Raw genomic sequence first — 17,354 nt, 5'->3', positions numbered from 1 at the left:
CAACGCCCGTCCCTTCTCCGCATGAAGCCCTCTTTCAAGTCGACGCCCGCGCTGCGCATTACACTCGTCTGCAACACGGCCTGGGCAATCTATACGTATCGGCAAGGGCTGATTCGCACGCTGATCGGACGCGGTGTCGACGTGACGGTGCTCGCGCCGCGTGATCGCACGTTCGAGTTGCTCGCCGCGATGGGCTGCCGTTGCATCGAGCTGCCGGTCGCGTCGAAGGGCACCAGCCCGGGCGAGGATCTGCGCACGCTCGTCGCGCTTTACCGGCAGTACAGGACCATCCGTCCGCACGTCGTGTTTCACTACACGATCAAGCCAAATATCTACGGCTCGATCGCGGCGAAGCTGGCTGGCGTGCAGTCGGTGGCGGTCACCACCGGGCTCGGCTATGTGTTCATCCAGCACAGCCGCGCCGCGCAGATCGCCAAAAGACTGTATCGTTTCGCGTTCCGCTTTCCGCGTGAAGTGTGGTTCCTGAATCGCGACGATCAGGCCGCGTTCATCGACGGCAAGCTGCTCGTGCATCCCGAGCGCGCGCGGCTGTTGCATGGCGAGGGCGTCGATCTCGAGCAATTCGCGTTCACGCCGCTGCGCGAGCGCGCCGAGTTTCGCTTCGTGCTGATCGGGCGCTTGCTGTGGGACAAAGGCGTCGGCGAATACGTCGAGGCCGCGCGGCAATTGCGTGCGCGGTATCCGCACGCGCGCTTCCAGTTGCTTGGGCCAGTCGGCGTCGAAAATCCGAGCGCGATTACGCGCGACGAAGTCGCCGCGTGGGAACGGGAGGGCGTGATCGAATATCTGGGCGAGGCGCACGACGTGCGGCCGTTCATCGCCGATGCCGATTGCGTGGTGCTGCCGTCGTATCGCGAAGGCGTGCCGCGCACGCTGATGGAAGCGTCCGCGATGGGCCGGCCGATCGTCGCGACCGACGTGCCCGGCTGCCGCGAAGTGGTGGCCGACGGGGTCAACGGCTTGCTGTGCGAAGCACGTAATGCGGCGAGCCTCGCCGCGAGTCTCGCGCGCATGCTCGACATGAGCGGCGCAGAGCGGCGTGCAATGGCGGAACGCGGCCGGCAGAAAGTCGCGACCGAATTCGACGAACGTGTGGTTGTCGAAACCTACAAAGATCTGGTGCAAAAAATCACAGGTGTTTTACTTTAACGGAGCAACAGCATGACCACGAAGGGCACGATTCTGGTAACGGGCGGCGCGGGTTTCATCGGCTCGCACACCTGCGTCGAACTGCTGAACGGCGGCTACGACGTCGTGGTGATCGACAACCTCGTGAACAGCAAGCGCGAATCGCTGCGTCGCGTCGAGCAAATTACCGGCCGCGCAGTGAGCTTCTACGACGTCGACGCGCGCGACGAAGCGGCATTGCAGCGGATTTTCGATGCGCATCCGATCACCGGCGCGATCCATTTCGCGGCGCTCAAAGCGGTTGGCGAATCGGTCGCGAAGCCGATCGAGTACTACGCGAACAACGTCGGCAGCCTGCTGACGCTGCTCGGCGTGATGCGCGATCGCAACGTCAAGCAGTTCGTATTCAGTTCGTCGGCAACGGTGTACGGGGTGCCGAAAAGCTCGCCGATCGACGAATCGTTCCCGCTGTCGGCGACCAATCCGTATGGTCAATCGAAGCTGATCGCCGAGCAGATCCTGCGCGATCTCGAAGTGTCGGACCCGTCGTGGCGCATCGCGACGCTGCGCTACTTCAACCCGGTCGGCGCGCATGAGAGCGGCCTGATCGGCGAAGATCCGGCCGGCATTCCGAACAACCTGATGCCGTACGTCGCCCAGGTCGCGGTCGGCAAGCTCGAGAAGCTGCGCGTGTTCGGCGGCGACTACGAGACGCCTGACGGCACTGGCGTGCGCGACTATATCCACGTAGTGGATCTCGCGCGCGGGCATCTCGCCGCGCTCGACGCGCTCGTCAAGCGCGATGCGAGCTTCGTCGTCAATCTCGGCACGGGCCAGGGCTACAGCGTGCTCGACGTGGTGCGCTCGTTCGAGAAGGCGTCGGGCCGGCCGGTGCCGTACGAAATCGTCGCGCGCCGTCCGGGCGACGTCGCGCAGTGTTTCGCCGATCCAGCCGCGGCAGAGCGGATTATCGGCTGGAGCGCGCAGTATGGGATCGAGCGGATGTGCGCAGATCACTGGCGCTGGCAGTCGAACAATCCGCGAGGCTTTGCTTGAAGCGGCTTACGCGCGTCATATAACTGAAGAGGCGGCCTGAAGGCCGCTGAAGGTCGAGCGCGGATCTGGCGAGTGGCAACGCTCGGACGCCGCCGTGGTTGGTCTTTGTGGCCTTGCTCGCCGCCAAGATAGTCAGGACGTACTCGCGGGTTCCGGTCTTTCTTGGCACGCGTTCCGACTCAGCGGATTTGATGATACGTAATCGCTAATAGCCCTTGATGCCACCATTTTCAGGGCGCAATTCGACCCTGAGAATCTCAACGCGCCCCCTTCTCAGGTCGGTCTGTCGCAGCTAGCGAACAGTAAAGCGCAATTTGAAAACGAGCATTCCCTAATCAATGCCTCGTGCGCTAACTCACTTTCTATTCAGACTTCAATTAGCACCGCTGGCACGCGCGTGCGACTCTTTTGAAGGCACGAAAACGCCCGACTAGTACTTCCCGGACGCTCGAAAGCAGAGCATCGAATGCATTGACCGGCATGATCAAATCACAAGCTCGTACTCGCCTCCATCGTGACGGTCGATAGTGCATGGCCAGGCCAATCAACAACAAGGCCCCTTCAATCGGAAGGCGCGATCCACATCCGCTCATATCGGCGTGAACTGCCATAGCAGCGCGGCAACGCCCTTCCCGACAATCGCAAGCTTCATTTCGGTTCTCGGTGAATTGCAGGCATCGAGTACTTCTACTACCTCGTATTTCGCCAGACCTACTTGCGAATTCCGGCGCGGCTCTTTGCCATCTTTCCGACGACCGGATCGAAAAATAGGCGCACCGGCGATCTTCAAAGCCAGTCTCCAGACAAGAGTACTTTCGGTCGCTGCGCGACCCCTCCGCGCCCAAAAATTCGCATTTCATATAAGGTGCAATTTGGTAAGCGATCCATAACAAAGCAACATGAACTGGACCTCCACTACCGAACGCTCCTACTTTTACGCCACAAAACGCGAATCATCGCGCACATGCAGATGAGTAAGAAATACCGTGTGTCGCAGTGGCGCATAGTTCGCATTTCGTAGTAGCGCGAGATCTTCCAATAGCGCATTGGCCGAAAAGTTCTAGCCGATTTGTCCGGTGATTAGTTCGGTATGCTATTTATCTGAAGAATAATTCCCGAGTCATATTTTCTCGTTCATATGAACGAATCCCATAAGTCAAGCAGTTCATTGTGACTTTTTGGCGGCGGGGGAAGACTTTTTGCGTACCGCTCAATATTCAAGGAAAAACTAACTCCGCAGAAACGGATGCAGGGAGCTATCGCTTTTTTCCCCAGAACTTTGCCCGCGTTACAGAACTGAAACGTTTTTTGAGAATATAATTCGTGCCCAGAAGTTGCGCGGGAAAACCCTATCGCGCAATTCTTTCCGGTGGACCGAGCATTTAACAGCAGTAATGCTTCGCGTTTTGCGAATTTGAAAGGTTTCTTGCTGTACACACGGGTGGCGTCGCGGGTGGCGAAGTCTGGATGACCACCGCAACCGAGTTGTTCTCGCAGGCGCAATAAAAGGGTCGGTCCGAACGATCGGTTCTGTCCAAGCGCCGTGACCCGGCGGGTACGTAAACGTCCGTGAGCGCTCCGATCGGAGCGCGGGCAAGCTTACCTCCGGATCGAAGGAACTTGCCAGGCGTGTGTGTCACGGAAAGAGGTAGTGCGTGAAATGTAAGGTAGTTACACTTTTATACACTTTAATTTGCATACCTGATTAACCGCTCGGTTCATTTGTGTTATGGCGCAGCTTTTTGGCAGGAACACTTCGATCAACGAAGACTTCGCTCGAGTCGTCTTTCTGAGTCGACAAGCGGAAGGTGATCCTGACAAGTGACCTTCGCCTGATGAGGTCGCGCAAACCGTTCGAACTCGCTCCGTTGATCGACAACGATCTCGACCCGAGCAGAACGGTGTGAAGGTTGATCGCGCCCTCCAATCAAGGCCATCCACATATCGGGTGGCCTGTGGATGGTAAGTGGTGTCGAGGTGACGCAATCACGAGGTCACTAATCAATAAGAGGAGGAGTCGAAAGATATTTGTCAACCCAAAAAAAAGCTGATCGCGATTAGTTCTGCTTATCGAGGTATCACGCTCTCGACGTGACGCGGTAAGAGCGAATCCGCTTCTGGAAGTCAGCCTACTCGCGCGGCAGTGCCGCTGCGAACGGCGAAACGGCCATGTCGGCTTTTGTCGCGGCCCAGGCGGCAGCCCAAGCGCCTTCCGGCAGGCAGCCCCGTTTTTTTGCAGTGAAGCCCGCGGTACCGGGCTTCGTGTCTTCAAATAAAATTCGACAGGAATTACTAGTGTCTCCGAAACTCAAAACTAATCTTTCCCGCGTCATGCTCGCGGCTTGTGTCACTTTCGTTGTCGTGGGTTCGGCGCAAGCGCGCGGACATTGGCGCTCGCAAAACACACAACCGTCGACCACTTCGACGGCTTCGACATCCCCGACCACTTCGACATCTTCCACCACTTCGACATCTTCGCCTGCTTCGACCACGTCGACTGGTACGACTACGTCGACGGCTCCGGCCGCATCGGCAAGCGTTCAAACGGCAGTGATGCCTCCAAACACTTCGGCCAGCCCGATCACGGCTGCGTTGTCGAATGGCACCCTGGCGGGTAGCACGGATGTGTCGAAGGTCAACGTTCACTCGCTGCTCTACCCGGGTAACACCACGAAGGTGCTGGTGCACTATCTGCCGTGGTTCGACGGCGGTATGGACTCGGGTATCAACGTCAACTACAGCACCAGTGATCCGACCTACATCAAGAGCTTCCTCGCTGATCTGGTCAGTCGGGGCGTCGATGGCGTGATGATTGACTGGCAGGGCCAGACGGATATCAGCAACACCGGTTCGCTCGCGTTGCAACCGATCATCCAGAGCTACACCACGGCACAGAACGGCCCGATGCAGTTCGCGATCATGCTGGACGCGAATCTGCTGGGTAACACGTCAGGCTCGACAAATCAGGCCAAGGTGCTGTCAGCGGTCGCGTACATCAACAAGCAGTACCTCAGCGATCCACACTACCTGACCTACAACGGCAAGGCGGTGGTGGGTGACTTTGGTCTCACCGCAGCCAGCGGCATCGACTGGAACGCGATCCAGTCCGCGTATCCGAAAATCTCGTTTGTGCATCTGGACAATGCGACGTCGCCGGATGGTTTTGGCATCCCCAGCAGCGGTGGCTCGTTCCTGTGGGTGAATCCGACCAGCTCGAACGCCGCCCCGGCTGATCTGAGCACGATGGACGACTTCTACACCCGGGCCAACCAGCATCCGAATCAGATCACCATGGGTTCGACCTACAAGGGCTTCAACCCGGTTGGTTACGCGTCGTGGGATGGCAACGTCTATGTGAACCAGCAGTGCGGCCAGACGTGGCTGGATGGTTTCACCAAGATCAACCAGTACTACAACTCGGCGAAGCAGCTTCCTTTCCTGCAGTTGACGACCTGGGATGACTACTACGAGGGCACTCCGCTCGAGACGGGTGTCGACAACTGTCTGACGCTGAAAACTTCGGTGAGCGGCCGCACGATCACGGTATCCCCCTCGGCCACGAGTACCCTGGATCACCTGGAGTTGTGGAGCAACAACAACGCCGCGTGGACCCAGGTCACGTACCCGGCCAACACGACGACGATTCCGGTGACCAACGCGGGCACCTATTACGTCAAGGCTGTGGGCAAGCCGTTCATCAAGAACACCCTTTCTTCGGCCATTACCGTCAATTAAGAGATTGCGTTGACGTCGCGTGGCATCGAATGAGCCGCGCGGCGCCTCGCGTCGAGGAATTGACTCCCTGCCAGGATCCAGGGAGGGAAGCGCGCTGTGCAACGCAGCGCTTTTCGGTCTTCTTCCCTCCCTCACCAAACCAATTAGCGGCAACGGAACACCACAACGCGTGAATCACGCTTCGCATGCGCTTCGCCCCGCGCGCACCTTGCGCTTGTGAACTCTGGGCCATGCCGCACGATGCGTTCGCGTCTTTGAAACGAGCAGGCGACGTTGGAAAGCGGTGCTCGCCGAAAGGTAATCGCGTTTCAACACCAGCATGTGTCCGCCCATCACTTCGCAGCCATCCAGCGCTCGAGGTGCGGCGATTCCATTCGCAAACGTTCGTGGCACACACTCAATGCAATGCCCGGTTTAAAAATGTTTGCATACCGATCGGAAGCTTACTGATTGCAAACGAACTGCCGGCACTAATCGAACCACTTCGTCCTGCGAAATGCGAGTTGCTACAAGTATTAGAGTCGCACACTGGTGTCGATCATCGCAGCGTTGCAGCCTCCTGTTTTGCGTTGAAGCCCAAGTCGATGGCGCGATTTCCATGCTGAAAGTGCGGGCAATTCTCACGTCTTCGCTTCGCGCTTCGAGCCAAAATTCACGCGGCATAGCGATCTCTCTGGACCCAATTCTGATAGTGCGCTGCCGCACATAGCGGCAGACCATCATTTAATAGGATCAATTCGACGATTCCTTTTCAGGCATCTGAAATACGCTTTTGCCGCTCTGCATGGAGGGATAGATGGATCGCCTTCAACTGCTTCCCACGTCGCCTTACCCCGCTGCATCTCTCGAACGCACCCCCATTTTCACCAACACCCCCGAGTCTGCCGCCACTTCGCAAATGACCGCGTTCACCGCGGCCCTGCAGGCACACACGGGCCAGATCTTCGACAACTACGAAAAACTGCACGACTTCTCCGTACGGGCATATCGAACTTTCTGGCAGACTTTCGTGCGATGGTCCCACGGGTTTGACTGGTCCGGCGACCTCGAACCCGTGTGCGTCGGCGACGACTGCGAACACGCACAGTTCTTCCCGGGCGTCGAACTGAATTACGCCGACAACCTCTTGAACCAATCGGTAGCAGGTGCCGATGCACCTGGGCTGACAGCCTGTCACGCCGATGGCCGGCGCGTACATCTAACTCGCGGTGAGCTGCGCGATCGCGTGGCGCGTCTTGCGCATGCGCTGACGAAATTGGGGCTGCGCCAGGGGGACCGCGTAGTTGGCGTGATGCGCAACGACGCTGAAGCGGTCGTTACCGCGCTGTCGGTCACCGCGCTCGGCGCAACGCTGTCGACGGCCGCGCCCGAGATGGGTGTCGAGACGCTCCTTGATCGTTTCACACCGCTCGCGCCGCGACTGCTGTTCGCGCACGCTGCGGCGCAGCCTTTCGACACGGGTGTACCGGTCTCGGCCAAGATCGGCGAGCTCGCGGCCGCCTTGCCGTCGTTGCAAGCTGTCGTCCGTCTGGATGATGGCGCTCTGCCGGATGCGGTCAGGCAACAGATCTATTCGCACGCCGAACTGATCGAGCACGGCGACGCCGGAAGTTTTGAATGGCGACGCTTCCCGTTTAATCATCCGCTTTTCATCATGTTCTCGTCGGGCACCACCGGCAAGCCGAAGTGCATCGTGCATGGCGCCGGCGGCAGCTTGCTGGAGCACCTGAAGGAACATCGGCTGCACAGCGACCTGCGGCCCGGCGATCGGATGTACTTCCACACCACCTGCGCATGGATGATGTGGAACTGGCAGTTGTCGGCGCTTGCGTCCGGTGTCGAAATCGTTACTTACGACGGCCCGATTTCGGCAGTCGATACGTTGTGGCGCCTTGTCGCCGACGAGCGCGTCACGGTATTCGGCACGAGTCCCGCTTATCTGAAGATGTGCGAGGATGCCGGCCTCGTGCCCGGACGGCAGTTCGATCTCAGCGCACTGCGCGCGATGATGTCGACCGGTGCGGTGCTATTCGACGCACAGTTCCGCTGGGTGCGCGATCACGTGAAGCCGCTGCAGCTGCAATCGATCTCGGGCGGCACGGACATCCTCGGTTGCTTCGTGCTGGGCAATCCCAATCTGCCGGTCTATGCAGGCGAAGCCCAATGCAAGAGTCTTGCGCTCGACGTTCAGGCCCGCACGCAGGGCGCGCCCACCGACGGCATCGGCGAACTGGTCTGCGCGAATCCGTTTCCGTCACGTCCGCTCGGTTTCTTCGGCGACGCCGACGGTGCTGCCTTTCACGCCGCCTATTTCGCCAGCAACCCGGGGGTCTGGACTCACGGTGACCTCATCGAGCTTTCGGCTGAAGGTACTGCGCGATTGCATGGCCGCACAGATGGCGTGCTGAATGTGCGCGGCATCAACGTCGGGCCGGGCGAGATCTACCGGGTACTGAATGACATCCGGGAAATCCGCGAGGCGATGATCGTGCAACAGCCGTCACGCAATATGCCAGCTGATCAGGGCGATGCAGCCGCAACGGAACCGCGCACCGTGCTGCTGCTGGTGCTCAGGGACGGCATCGAGTTGAACGCTGCGCTGGCCGCCCGGGTGCGCCGCGAACTTGCACGTCGCGCGTCGCAAGCACACGTGCCGGACCGGATCATCGCCGTTCCCGCGTTGCCGGCCACGCATAATGGTAAGTTATCCGAATCTGCCGCGCGCAATGCGATCAGCGGCTTGCCGGTGCGCAACACGGCGGCGCTGCGCAATCCAGAATGCCTCGACGCGATTCGGCGTCATCCGGCGCTGAACTCGGCAACGCGTGAGTTGGCGCCAGTCGGCGAGTCCCGCGAGGATCTCGAACGGCATCTACAGACGCAGTGGGAGAGGCTCTTCGACTTCGCTCCGATCGGTCGCGACGACAACTTCTTTGACCTGGGCGGCAATTCGCTGCTCGCGGCAAGGTTGCTCGCCAGTGTGTATCAGTCGACCGGGCGCACCATTCCGCTCGCGACGCTGCAATTTGCCCCGACGATCGCGCGCCTCGCCGCCGCGATCGACGACGGCGCATTGCCGCAGTCGTCGCCGACGGTCGTACCAATGCGCGCGGGCACGGGCACACCGCTCTTCCTGGTACACGGGGTAAGCGGAACCGTGATGGAATGCTCGACGCTGATCGCCGCGATGCAGAGCCCGCGCCCGGTGTTCGGGCTACAGGCGCGAGGCCTCGACGGCGAGCAGCCGGCTCAACGGCATGTTCACGACATCGCGGCTAGCTACATCGGACAGATGCGCGGCGTGCAGCCAACCGGACCGTACGCGGTGGCGGGTTACTCGTTCGGCGGATTGATTGCCGTCGAGATTGCGCAACAGTTATGGCACGCCGGCGAGCAAATGGAATTGCTGTGCCTGATCGATACCTATGCGGACGAGCGTTGCCTGCCGTGGCGAGCCTGGCTGCGGCACAACTATCAATACGTAGGCTGGCACTGGCGCAGGCTGCGCGCCGTGCCCAAATCGCAACTTTCCGGCTACGTGAAGGACAGACTCGCGAATGCGGTCGATCTTTTGCGCATGCGCAACGGACGCATGGCACACCGCCCGGACAGCCATAACGCGCGGATGCCAGCGGCGCTACGTGCGGTTCGTGAGACGTTGCGGGTAGCGATGACGACCTATCGGCCGCGGCCCTATACCGCTGGACCGATCGTCTACGTGCACGCGACGTCCGCGCAGAGCTACCGTAGCAATCAGTTGACACTGTGGCAGCACGTCGCTCGGGCCGGGCTGGACGTTGTCCATGTAGCTTGCGACCACTTCGATATGATCGCCGAGCCGAATGTGCAGGTTGTGGCTGCGGCGCTGGATCGGCGATTGACCAGCAGCGACAAACCCCGGCCCGGTTTTCCTGCGCTCGGGGGCGTCGCGTGTGCCTAGTTGATCTCTGGTCACCCTCCGCCGCATGGCGGAGGGCTCGGAGCGCGAACCGTTTGCAGCCGGCTCATCTGTCGTTGCCGAAAAACACCGTGCAGATCTGGCTGCTCGACGACGCTGCTATCGAACCAGCGTGTAGGGTACTGGCGAATACGCTCTCCCCAGACGAGCAACAGCGAGCGCGCGCCTACCGACAGAAATGGCATCGTGATCGATTCGTCGCCCGGCGGTGCGCTCTGCGGTGGCTGCTCAGCGGCTACCTGTCGTGTAACCCCGAATCGTTGCGATTTGACGTTACGCCGTTCGGCAAGCCCGTTCTGCAGTGGCCGGACGCCAAAAGACTCGCATTCAGTGTTTCACACACCGACGGAATGGCGTTGCTTGCCTTCGCATGGGATTGCCGCGTCGGCGTGGATGTGGAGCAATGGATCGACGGCCTGGACACTCCCGGCATTGGTCGCGGGACATTCTCTGCGACCGAGGAGAAGATGCTCGACGCGGCACGGCCCGACTCGACTGCGAGCCTACTCAGCATCTGGACCCGCAAGGAAGCTTTGCTGAAGGCGCTGGGCACGGGTTTCTCCGGCGAGCCGAACGCCTACACCACAGCAGACGATTCACTACTCGGCGAGGGTCATTGGTGCGCTTCTCATCATGGCGCTCGCATCTCCGGCTGGACGTTTCTGGACCTTCCCCTCGGCGCGCATTTCCGGGGCGCGCTGGCGGCGTCCATCGAAGGCGCACGGGTCGCGCTTCAGTTTTGTCAGGTGTCTAGCTTCGCGGACATTGGGATATCTGCCAGGTAGCGGGCACACTATTCCAGCGTCGGCTACGCCGGCAGCAAGCGCCGTAACTCCACTTACACGCGGTCGTCGTTTGTCGCGCAACGAATCCAACTGTCGTTGATACGGCACAAGCACAAGCACAAGCACAAGCGCGCGACATTTGAGCAATCGTGATCGCAAAAGCGCTGTTATCGAAAACGGTATTGCGTCGAGCCGATTTTGATCAGTTTTGCTTCGCTCACGATGAATAAGCCAGTCTTTGCTATACGTTCTCGAAACCTGGCGGACGACAGAGCACGCTTATAACGAGCCCCAGCAAGAACCATCTCTCCGACGCGCGGGCGTCTAAGGCAACCCGCGCGTGGGGCACAGCACAAGCGGCGAGCGGATCCTCTTACTGCCGTTGGCGCCGCTGACACTTGGGCCCCAGTCTGTCGGATTCCGAGCGCCGCGCCATTTGAATTCGTCGCTTGCCGATTCGATATATCTCTTGGCGACTCCGTTTGAACCCGGCTACTAGCGCAGGAAGAATTCGTCCCGCTCTACTTCGGGATGTCGATGCGGCAACCAGGCAAAAGATTCTCAATCGCGGTCCCTTGCCGGCAGGAATTATCCAGCATTCCTAAGGCATGTTAACGCCCGCAGAAGTTCGGTGCGGCAGCGAACAGAGCGTCAACCTCATTACGTAAGACATTAGATCCATAACATCCCTGCCTAGGGGAAAAGAAACATGAATCACAAATCGCACGTGCAGTCCTTCGTGGGGATCGCGCGGAAAGAATTCTCTTGCGCCATTTGCGGAGCGGGTCCGTCTGGCATGGGATTTCTGTTCCATGCTTTCAAAACGGGCAATCTTCCGGAGATCGCGAGAAATGGCCTTTTGATCATCGACAAGCGCACCGAACTCGGCGCGGGTAAGTTGGGTGAGTATGTGAACGTCACCGGCAATACGGTGGGAAATACTTTTCTCGCTTGCCTCGAACACGAGAACTTCGCAGACGTGTTTGCCGATCTCAGAGCCAACTCGCCACTGCACCAGCGGATGGTCGAGGCAGCCGACGGGCCGCCGAATCTCACTGAAGCCGGCGCGCTGCTTGCGCTGGCGACCGAGCAGCTCCTCGCCTACCTCACTGCGCGTTACAACGTGACTGTGCTGCGCGGTCGCGAGATCGACCGGATTCGGCGCCTTGAAAGTGGTGGCTTTGAAATCGATTTTCACGACGTGAATGACTCCACCGTGGTCAGTACATTGTCGAGCGACACCGTTGTAATGAACCTCGGCGGACAGCAACACGTGGGCGAAATCGCCCAGTTGTGTTACGGACTGCTGTTGCCGCCCCCGAACGCGGGCATCAGGACCTACGTGTCTGACGATGTGCTCAGCCTGACGACTCCGCAATTGATCGATGCGTTCGCGCGCGACTTCTCGCAGCAACGCGCGCGTCGCCCGAACCGGATCACGGTTATCGGCGGGTCGCATAGCGCATTCACTGTCGTCGACCGACTCGCGATGGAACTAGGAAGCGAGGGCCTGGATGAAATTACCGTGATTCATCGATCGCAGGTCCGCCTGTTTTTCGAAACGGTCGAAGAAGCACACGCGCATGGTTACGAGGTCGACGAAGTCAACGACGTCTGTCCTGTCACCCGGCGAGTCAATCGTGCCGGTGGTCTGCGTTATCGGGCTTTCGACATTGCGCGCTCGATCATGACGAACGGCCGTGTGCCCGGAGCGAAACCTCGCGTCGAACTGATCGAGGCGGATTCGAGCGACTCTGCCCGGTTGCGCGCACGCGAGTGCCTGAGAGAGTCGATCGCCGTGATTCACGGCGCCGGATATGGACCCAACATGTCGATACTCGTCGATCATTGGGACGCACCAATTTCGCTGCAACTCGGCCAGGGCGGAGTCGTTTCCGACAGGTACGGCTGCCCTTTCGATGCCAGCGGCAGATCGGTGCAGGGCCTGTTTTCGTTCGGACTGGGCTCGGGGTTTCGCCCCGACGAGCAGATCCGACGTGAGACCGGGTTCGAGGCGGCATTCCGCGGACGCATTTACGGCGTGTGGGCGTTTCATCATGACTTCGGCGCCCGGGTAATGAATGGTGTGCTCGAAGCGCTCGCCACTGTTCCGTTCGCGCGCGAGACGGAAGTCGTGCTGGACGAAGGCACCGAATCCCGAGTGCGTAGCAGCTAGCCGCATCATGGTGGGTTAGCGCACTGAGAATGACGACAACGCCTAGCAGTATCTGTCTAAGGGTTCACACGAGGGCCCTGTGAAGCAAAGCGAAGCCTGGATTCCAGGCGTCCTTCGAGTGCGTTCGCCAACGGACCGCGCGGCGTTGAACTCGTCGCTTCATATTTCGTGAAAACGTACGACGGCCGACAGCAGGTTGTTCGACCGCGCCAGATCTCGCCGGTCCATTCAGGACGCTGCTCGAGCGCCTGCGGATAAGTGCCGGCCGAACGAGGGTTCGAATATCCATGAAATTGTTCTCCATACTGCCCGGACGCGAAGCAGCAGGCCTCAATAAGACCATCTCGCAGGAGAGCGCGGTGCCGAACGCGACCGGCGCCCGGATCGTGTGGTTCATGGGGCCGCGCTCAAGCAGGTTGACCGGGGTGGGACAGCATAGTCTCGAGTTGGCCGCTGGATTGATGAAGTACACGAACCTCAGTGTCGAGACCGTCGACATCGATGCCAAGCCTCGTTCGCTCAAGCGTTACTGGACTCAACTGGTGATGTATCCATTGCACGCGATCCGCGTGGCGCGCTCTTGCGACATGATCATCCTTTATCAGGAAGACCTGAGCTTCATGATTCCGATCATCCACCTCGCTGGTGGCCGGGTCTGCCTGATGTTCCATCACGTACAAATTCCGGGGCACGCTCGCGGCATCGTGGAGAAGCTCAAGTCACTCTATGTCAAGATGCTTCTTCCCCTGGCGCCGAAGGCGGATCTCGTGCTCGTCGAAGCCGACTCGGCAGCCAGAGATCTGATAAGCGCCGCCCCCGTGAAGCCAGAGCTCGTGCAAATCGTGCCCTGCCCATTCGACGACAAATATGCACCGCTCGCTGCTGCGACGCCCGGTGAGACTCGCGCTCAGGCACGGGCAATCCTTAAACAGCGCCTTGGCCTCGAGACCGACGACGCGCTCGTGCTACTCAATGTCGGCTCCGATGAAACCCGCAAGAACAACCTTACCGTTTTCCAGGCGCTGGCTAAACTGGCACGCAAGGATCTGATGATCGTTAGGGTAGGCAAAGCTTTCAACGCCGCCAATCGCATGGAATGCAAGACGCTTGCCGAATCGTCCGGAGTCCGCTTTCACTTTGCCGACTCGGTCAGCGAGGAAGATCTCGGATATTTTTATCAAGCCGCCGACATCTACGTTTCGGCGACGCTGCACGAAGGCTTCGGCCGCACCGTGATTGAGGCGCAGATGGCGGGAACTCCCGTTATCGCGTCCGACATCCCGGTCTTTCGAGGCTCGATGGGTGACTCGTTCCTCGCCGTTGCGGACCCGACGAATCCGGACGAGTGGGCGGCTGCAATCAGCAGTCTCGCCGACTCCCCTTCCCGGATGAACGAATTGCGGGAGCTCGGCAAGACCAATGCATTGCAATACTCGACACACGCGGTGTGCGCCGGGTTGCATCGCATTCTGCTCCGGGCGTTTCGACGCTGAGAAGACGGAAGGGTGAGTTGGCTCTTCGAAGTCGCGGTGCAGTGAATCTAACGCGAATACTTTCCGCAAATGGAACGCGAGCGTTGCGCAGCGCAATCGTTCCGAGGCGTGGCGCGATCACTTACCGGTCATCACACGCTGCCTATCTCCGCTCGCAGAACTGAACCGGACCTTCTGGCACATCGAAGCACAATATCGAGGTCAGGTTGCGATCAACCCGGTCGCGAGACGTCGCTCGCAGCCAGACGGTTACGTGCCCGCGTCCCCAGGCGCGGATCAGCATCAAGCAGCGCGGGCTCCTTGCGCGCAACCAATCCAATCTATCGCCGAACGAAACCGGGGGCATTCACTCCCTGAAGCATCAGATCGGCGATAGACAAAGTGCTATATGCGCTTGCGCCCTTGCCTCAACGACCACCAACGGCGTTTGAAACCATAGTAGAGCCGGATTGGATCGAGATTATTGCGTCGCATCACGCGGCGATACAAAGCGATCATCTTCCCCTTGCCCCGCCGCCATTTGAGTTCGATCTCGTCGCGCGTCGTTGTGTCGTTGAGCCAGTTGAACTCGCGGTACTCCGTTGAAACGGTGGCAGGAACATCGAAGACGACCGTATACGCGAAGCGCGCGGTCGCAGTGACATTCGGCCCTGCGCCATGCACCGTCCGACCCAGGTGAACCGTGCACCCGCCGACGGGTACCGGACAGTAGACGGCGTCGTCGGGATCGAAACCGTCGTAGCATTCAAGCCCGTGTGAACGCTCCTTGCCTGGGATCCTTCTGTGAGGCTGAACGCTCCATTTGTGCGAACCCGGAATAAAACGAAGACAGCCGTTTTCGATTGTCGCCGGTTGCAGAGGTAGCCAAAAACTCACCTCCCGGTAATTGAACCGTGGGTCATGGAATGCTTCGTCCTGATGCCACGGGGTTTCCGGACCGGCTACCGGCGGCTTGTAGAAGAGGTGATCTCCCGCGAAGCGCGCCTGGGGACCCAGAACCTGCCTGGCGAGAACTTCGAGCCGCTTGTGATAGTCCGTTCGACGCAACCGCGGATTGAAGTTGCTCGGCATGCTCAATTGAGTGAGTCCGGTCGAGGCGAGAGGATTGTCACCAACGAAGTCGAACAGAGCGCCCTCTTGCGCACCGGCACCTGCGAATATAAGCCGCTCGCAGATGCCTTTTAGCTCAGCGATTTCCTCCGCGGAGGCAATATTCTCAAACGAACTGAAGCCGCGCTCTCGAAGCTGAGCAATCTGATCGGCGACTAAACTGCTTTGATTGATACATTCGGGAAGTACAGAATTTGTTTTCATGCTTTCTCCAATGTAACCCCACCACGCAACGTTTATCTTAGTAGTATTAATTGCGAGATCTGTTCGATACCGCCTGTATCAATGCTGCTACCTGGTCTTTACGTGTGGTGACATCGAAGAGCTATCCCTTTTCTTTCGGATAGCTGTTTTGTTTCCGACTAGACCGGTTCGCATTTGTAGATGCTTTATCTCAAGCCGCGGGACGCTGGCATAGTGCGCCCTGCTGTAAAAGAGCGGACGCATTTAATCCTTACATTTATCTTATAACTGCACTGCTTGTGCGATAAGACTTCCCAGCAGCGTTGACGGCGAGGTCGATCGGAACCTCTGGATAAAGGGCGAGTAAGTAGCGAAGAGATTCAATAGCGTCAGGTGAGGTTACAGGTGAAAGTCGCGCGGCCATTTACACTCTGACGGCGATTGGATTTGCTTGCGCGTCGACGGGAACTGGCTCGCACTCGCGTTAATGTTTCGCGCATACGTTTGCGAGCGATAAAGCCGCGTAGAGAATTGCAGCGACCTGCCATTTCCGTCTCGGTCGAGCGCACCCCGGTGAAGCGGCCGGTACAGATAGTTGCTGTGTTGACGTGCGACCATCCGGACCGACTGCCCGGCTCAAGTTCTCTCGCGCAATCTCCGCACCCCATCCAGGCGTCGCTTACCACTGCAGGCCTGCTCCCACGGGGTGGCAGAATTCGACCCAACTCCAAACCCGTTAGGCCGCACCCGTATCTGCCTGGTTATTCACATAGCCCTTCACATCTCGCCCACCCATATTCTTCAAAGCGCGGAGGATCTTCTTTTCTATCAATACGTGCACCAGCCCGCCCGCAATCAGACTAAGCGCGATCGCAAGCCCGAAGTACGCCACTCCAGCCGAGCGGCCACTCAATTTCAAAACCTTATAGATCGCCAGATATGCAAAATTTAAAGAAAAGAAATGCGACAGGTAAATGGAGTAGGAAGCATCGCCAAGAAACTTCAATGCCGGGACAATGTATGCCGTGCGGTACTTTTTGAAGAAACCTTCCAATCCAATGACGATTGAAACGACGGTTACCGCCGGCAAACCGAAATAGACTGACCGACGGTCGGGCAAGCCATAATAGGCAAGAATCAGGAATACGATCAGTGCGATCCCGCCCACCGCAAACAAGGAGGCTTTTTTATCCACGATTCTGAACAGGATTGTGCCGACCAGAAATTCCGCCCAGAAATCGTTGAAGATAAACTGCATATAAAAATTCTGCGGCGCGAAGAAAGACGAGCTCCACAGAATCGCCAGCACAACCGCGATCGGCCGGCCCGGCATCCTCGCCGCCAGCGCGAATACCAGGTAGAAGAGCAATTCGTACGACAGTGTCCATCCCACCATCAGCAGCAAAGAGTGATGGGGATCGGGAATCAGCAGGTAAGAATTGACAATTCCTGGCGGAAGCTCAGTATGCGTAAATGCCAATTTCGGAACGACGATCAGCGCGCACAAAGCGACAGTCGTGAACAGCCAATACATCGGCAAAATTCTGACCGCTCGCCGCACCATGAACGAAGGTACGTGGAGTTCCTTTCCGGCGGTGATGTACGACATGATGAATCCGGAGACAATAAAGAGGCGGCCTCAAAAGCGAGGTGCAACACTTATCTCGTATAAGGTGTTGCAATGCCCGACAAAACTACTTCTACTTCAT

At 58.8% G+C, this 17,354-nt stretch carries 12 protein-coding genes; 8 read left to right on the top strand and 4 right to left on the bottom strand.

All coding sequences use genetic code 11. From position 1 onward, the window contains the following. Positions 1–21 precede the first annotated feature (21 nt). Together EVC45_RS36180 and galE are read left to right on the top strand one after the other, a co-directional pair. A complete protein-coding gene (locus tag EVC45_RS36180; protein WP_129962931.1) occupies positions 22–1,170 on the top strand; it encodes a glycosyltransferase family 4 protein in 1,149 nt (382 codons plus the stop codon). A gap of 12 nt (positions 1,171–1,182) precedes the next feature. Continuing rightward, on the top strand, positions 1,183–2,205 hold the full coding sequence (gene galE, locus EVC45_RS36175; protein WP_129962930.1) for a UDP-glucose 4-epimerase GalE: 1,023 nt from the start codon (positions 1,183–1,185) through the stop codon (positions 2,203–2,205). A gap of 589 nt (positions 2,206–2,794) precedes the next feature. On the opposite strand, the gene EVC45_RS36170 is transcribed toward galE, so the two are convergent. Continuing rightward, positions 2,795–2,995 (bottom strand): hypothetical protein, encoded by a 201-nt coding sequence (locus EVC45_RS36170; RefSeq protein ID WP_129962929.1) that lies wholly within the window; start codon positions 2,993–2,995, stop codon positions 2,795–2,797. A gap of 1,597 nt (positions 2,996–4,592) precedes the next feature. Here EVC45_RS36170 and EVC45_RS36165 point away from each other — a divergent pair. The 4 genes from EVC45_RS36165 (at position 4,593) to EVC45_RS36150 (ending at position 10,683) form a co-directional block, all read left to right on the top strand. Further along, positions 4,593–4,823, top strand: a complete 231-nt coding sequence (locus tag EVC45_RS36165) for a hypothetical protein (RefSeq protein WP_129962928.1) — start codon at positions 4,593–4,595, stop codon at positions 4,821–4,823. After that, the gene (locus tag EVC45_RS36160) at positions 4,798–5,940 is read left to right on the top strand and encodes a hypothetical protein (RefSeq protein WP_129962927.1); all 1,143 of its coding nucleotides are present in this window, start codon (positions 4,798–4,800) and stop codon (positions 5,938–5,940) included. The genes EVC45_RS36165 and EVC45_RS36160 overlap by 26 nt, the downstream gene beginning before the upstream one ends. A 796-nt stretch (positions 5,941–6,736) precedes the next feature. Further along, positions 6,737–9,880 carry an acetoacetate--CoA ligase gene (locus EVC45_RS36155; RefSeq protein WP_129962926.1) on the top strand — a complete coding sequence of 1,048 codons (3,144 nt, stop codon included), beginning with the start codon at positions 6,737–6,739 and terminating at the stop codon, positions 9,878–9,880. Positions 9,881–9,969: 89 nt separating this feature from the next. Then, entirely contained in the window at positions 9,970–10,683 is a 714-nt protein-coding gene (locus tag EVC45_RS36150; RefSeq protein ID WP_248295395.1) for a 4'-phosphopantetheinyl transferase superfamily protein, read from the top strand. Positions 10,684–11,284: 601 nt separating this feature from the next. On the opposite strand, the gene EVC45_RS36145 is transcribed toward EVC45_RS36150, so the two are convergent. Then, positions 11,285–11,881 carry a hypothetical protein gene (locus EVC45_RS36145; RefSeq protein WP_129962925.1) on the bottom strand — a complete coding sequence of 199 codons (597 nt, stop codon included), beginning with the start codon at positions 11,879–11,881 and terminating at the stop codon, positions 11,285–11,287. A gap of 3 nt (positions 11,882–11,884) precedes the next feature. On the opposite strand from EVC45_RS36145, the gene EVC45_RS36140 reads away from it, so the two are divergent. Together EVC45_RS36140 and EVC45_RS36135 are read left to right on the top strand one after the other, a co-directional pair. Next, a complete protein-coding gene (locus EVC45_RS36140) occupies positions 11,885–12,859 on the top strand; it encodes a hypothetical protein (protein ID WP_129962924.1) in 975 nt (324 codons plus the stop codon). Between the two features lie 287 nt (positions 12,860–13,146). Continuing rightward, positions 13,147–14,352 (top strand): glycosyltransferase, encoded by a 1,206-nt coding sequence (locus EVC45_RS36135; protein WP_129962923.1) that lies wholly within the window; start codon positions 13,147–13,149, stop codon positions 14,350–14,352. A 384-nt stretch (positions 14,353–14,736) separates the two neighbouring features. On the opposite strand, the gene EVC45_RS36130 is transcribed toward EVC45_RS36135, so the two are convergent. Both EVC45_RS36130 and EVC45_RS36125 read right to left on the bottom strand, forming a co-directional pair. Next, a complete protein-coding gene (locus tag EVC45_RS36130; protein WP_129962922.1) occupies positions 14,737–15,666 on the bottom strand; it encodes a phytanoyl-CoA dioxygenase family protein in 930 nt (309 codons plus the stop codon). 715 nt (positions 15,667–16,381) lie between these two features. Next, positions 16,382–17,272, bottom strand: a complete 891-nt coding sequence (locus tag EVC45_RS36125) for an acyltransferase (RefSeq protein WP_306770830.1) — start codon at positions 17,270–17,272, stop codon at positions 16,382–16,384. Positions 17,273–17,354: the final 82 nt, after the last annotated feature.

The organism is Paraburkholderia sp. UYCP14C (assembly GCF_004197395.1).
Taxonomy (GTDB): Bacteria; Pseudomonadota; Gammaproteobacteria; order Burkholderiales; family Burkholderiaceae; genus Paraburkholderia.
Note: the sequence above shows the minus strand (reverse complement) of the source record. Positions and strands in the feature narration are given on the sequence as shown.

Excerpts from the sequence above, each read along its gene's own strand:
- EVC45_RS36180 (WP_129962931.1), top strand. The coding sequence starts at position 22 with ATGAAGCCCTCTTTCAAGTCGACGCCCGCGCTGCGCATTACACTCGTC.
- galE (WP_129962930.1), top strand. The coding sequence starts at position 1,183 with ATGACCACGAAGGGCACGATTCTGGTAACGGGCGGCGCGGGTTTCATC.
- EVC45_RS36155 (WP_129962926.1), top strand. The coding sequence starts at position 6,737 with ATGGATCGCCTTCAACTGCTTCCCACGTCGCCTTACCCCGCTGCATCT.
- EVC45_RS36135 (WP_129962923.1), top strand. The coding sequence starts at position 13,147 with ATGAAATTGTTCTCCATACTGCCCGGACGCGAAGCAGCAGGCCTCAAT.
- EVC45_RS36130 (WP_129962922.1), bottom strand. The coding sequence starts at position 15,666 with ATGAAAACAAATTCTGTACTTCCCGAATGTATCAATCAAAGCAGTTTA.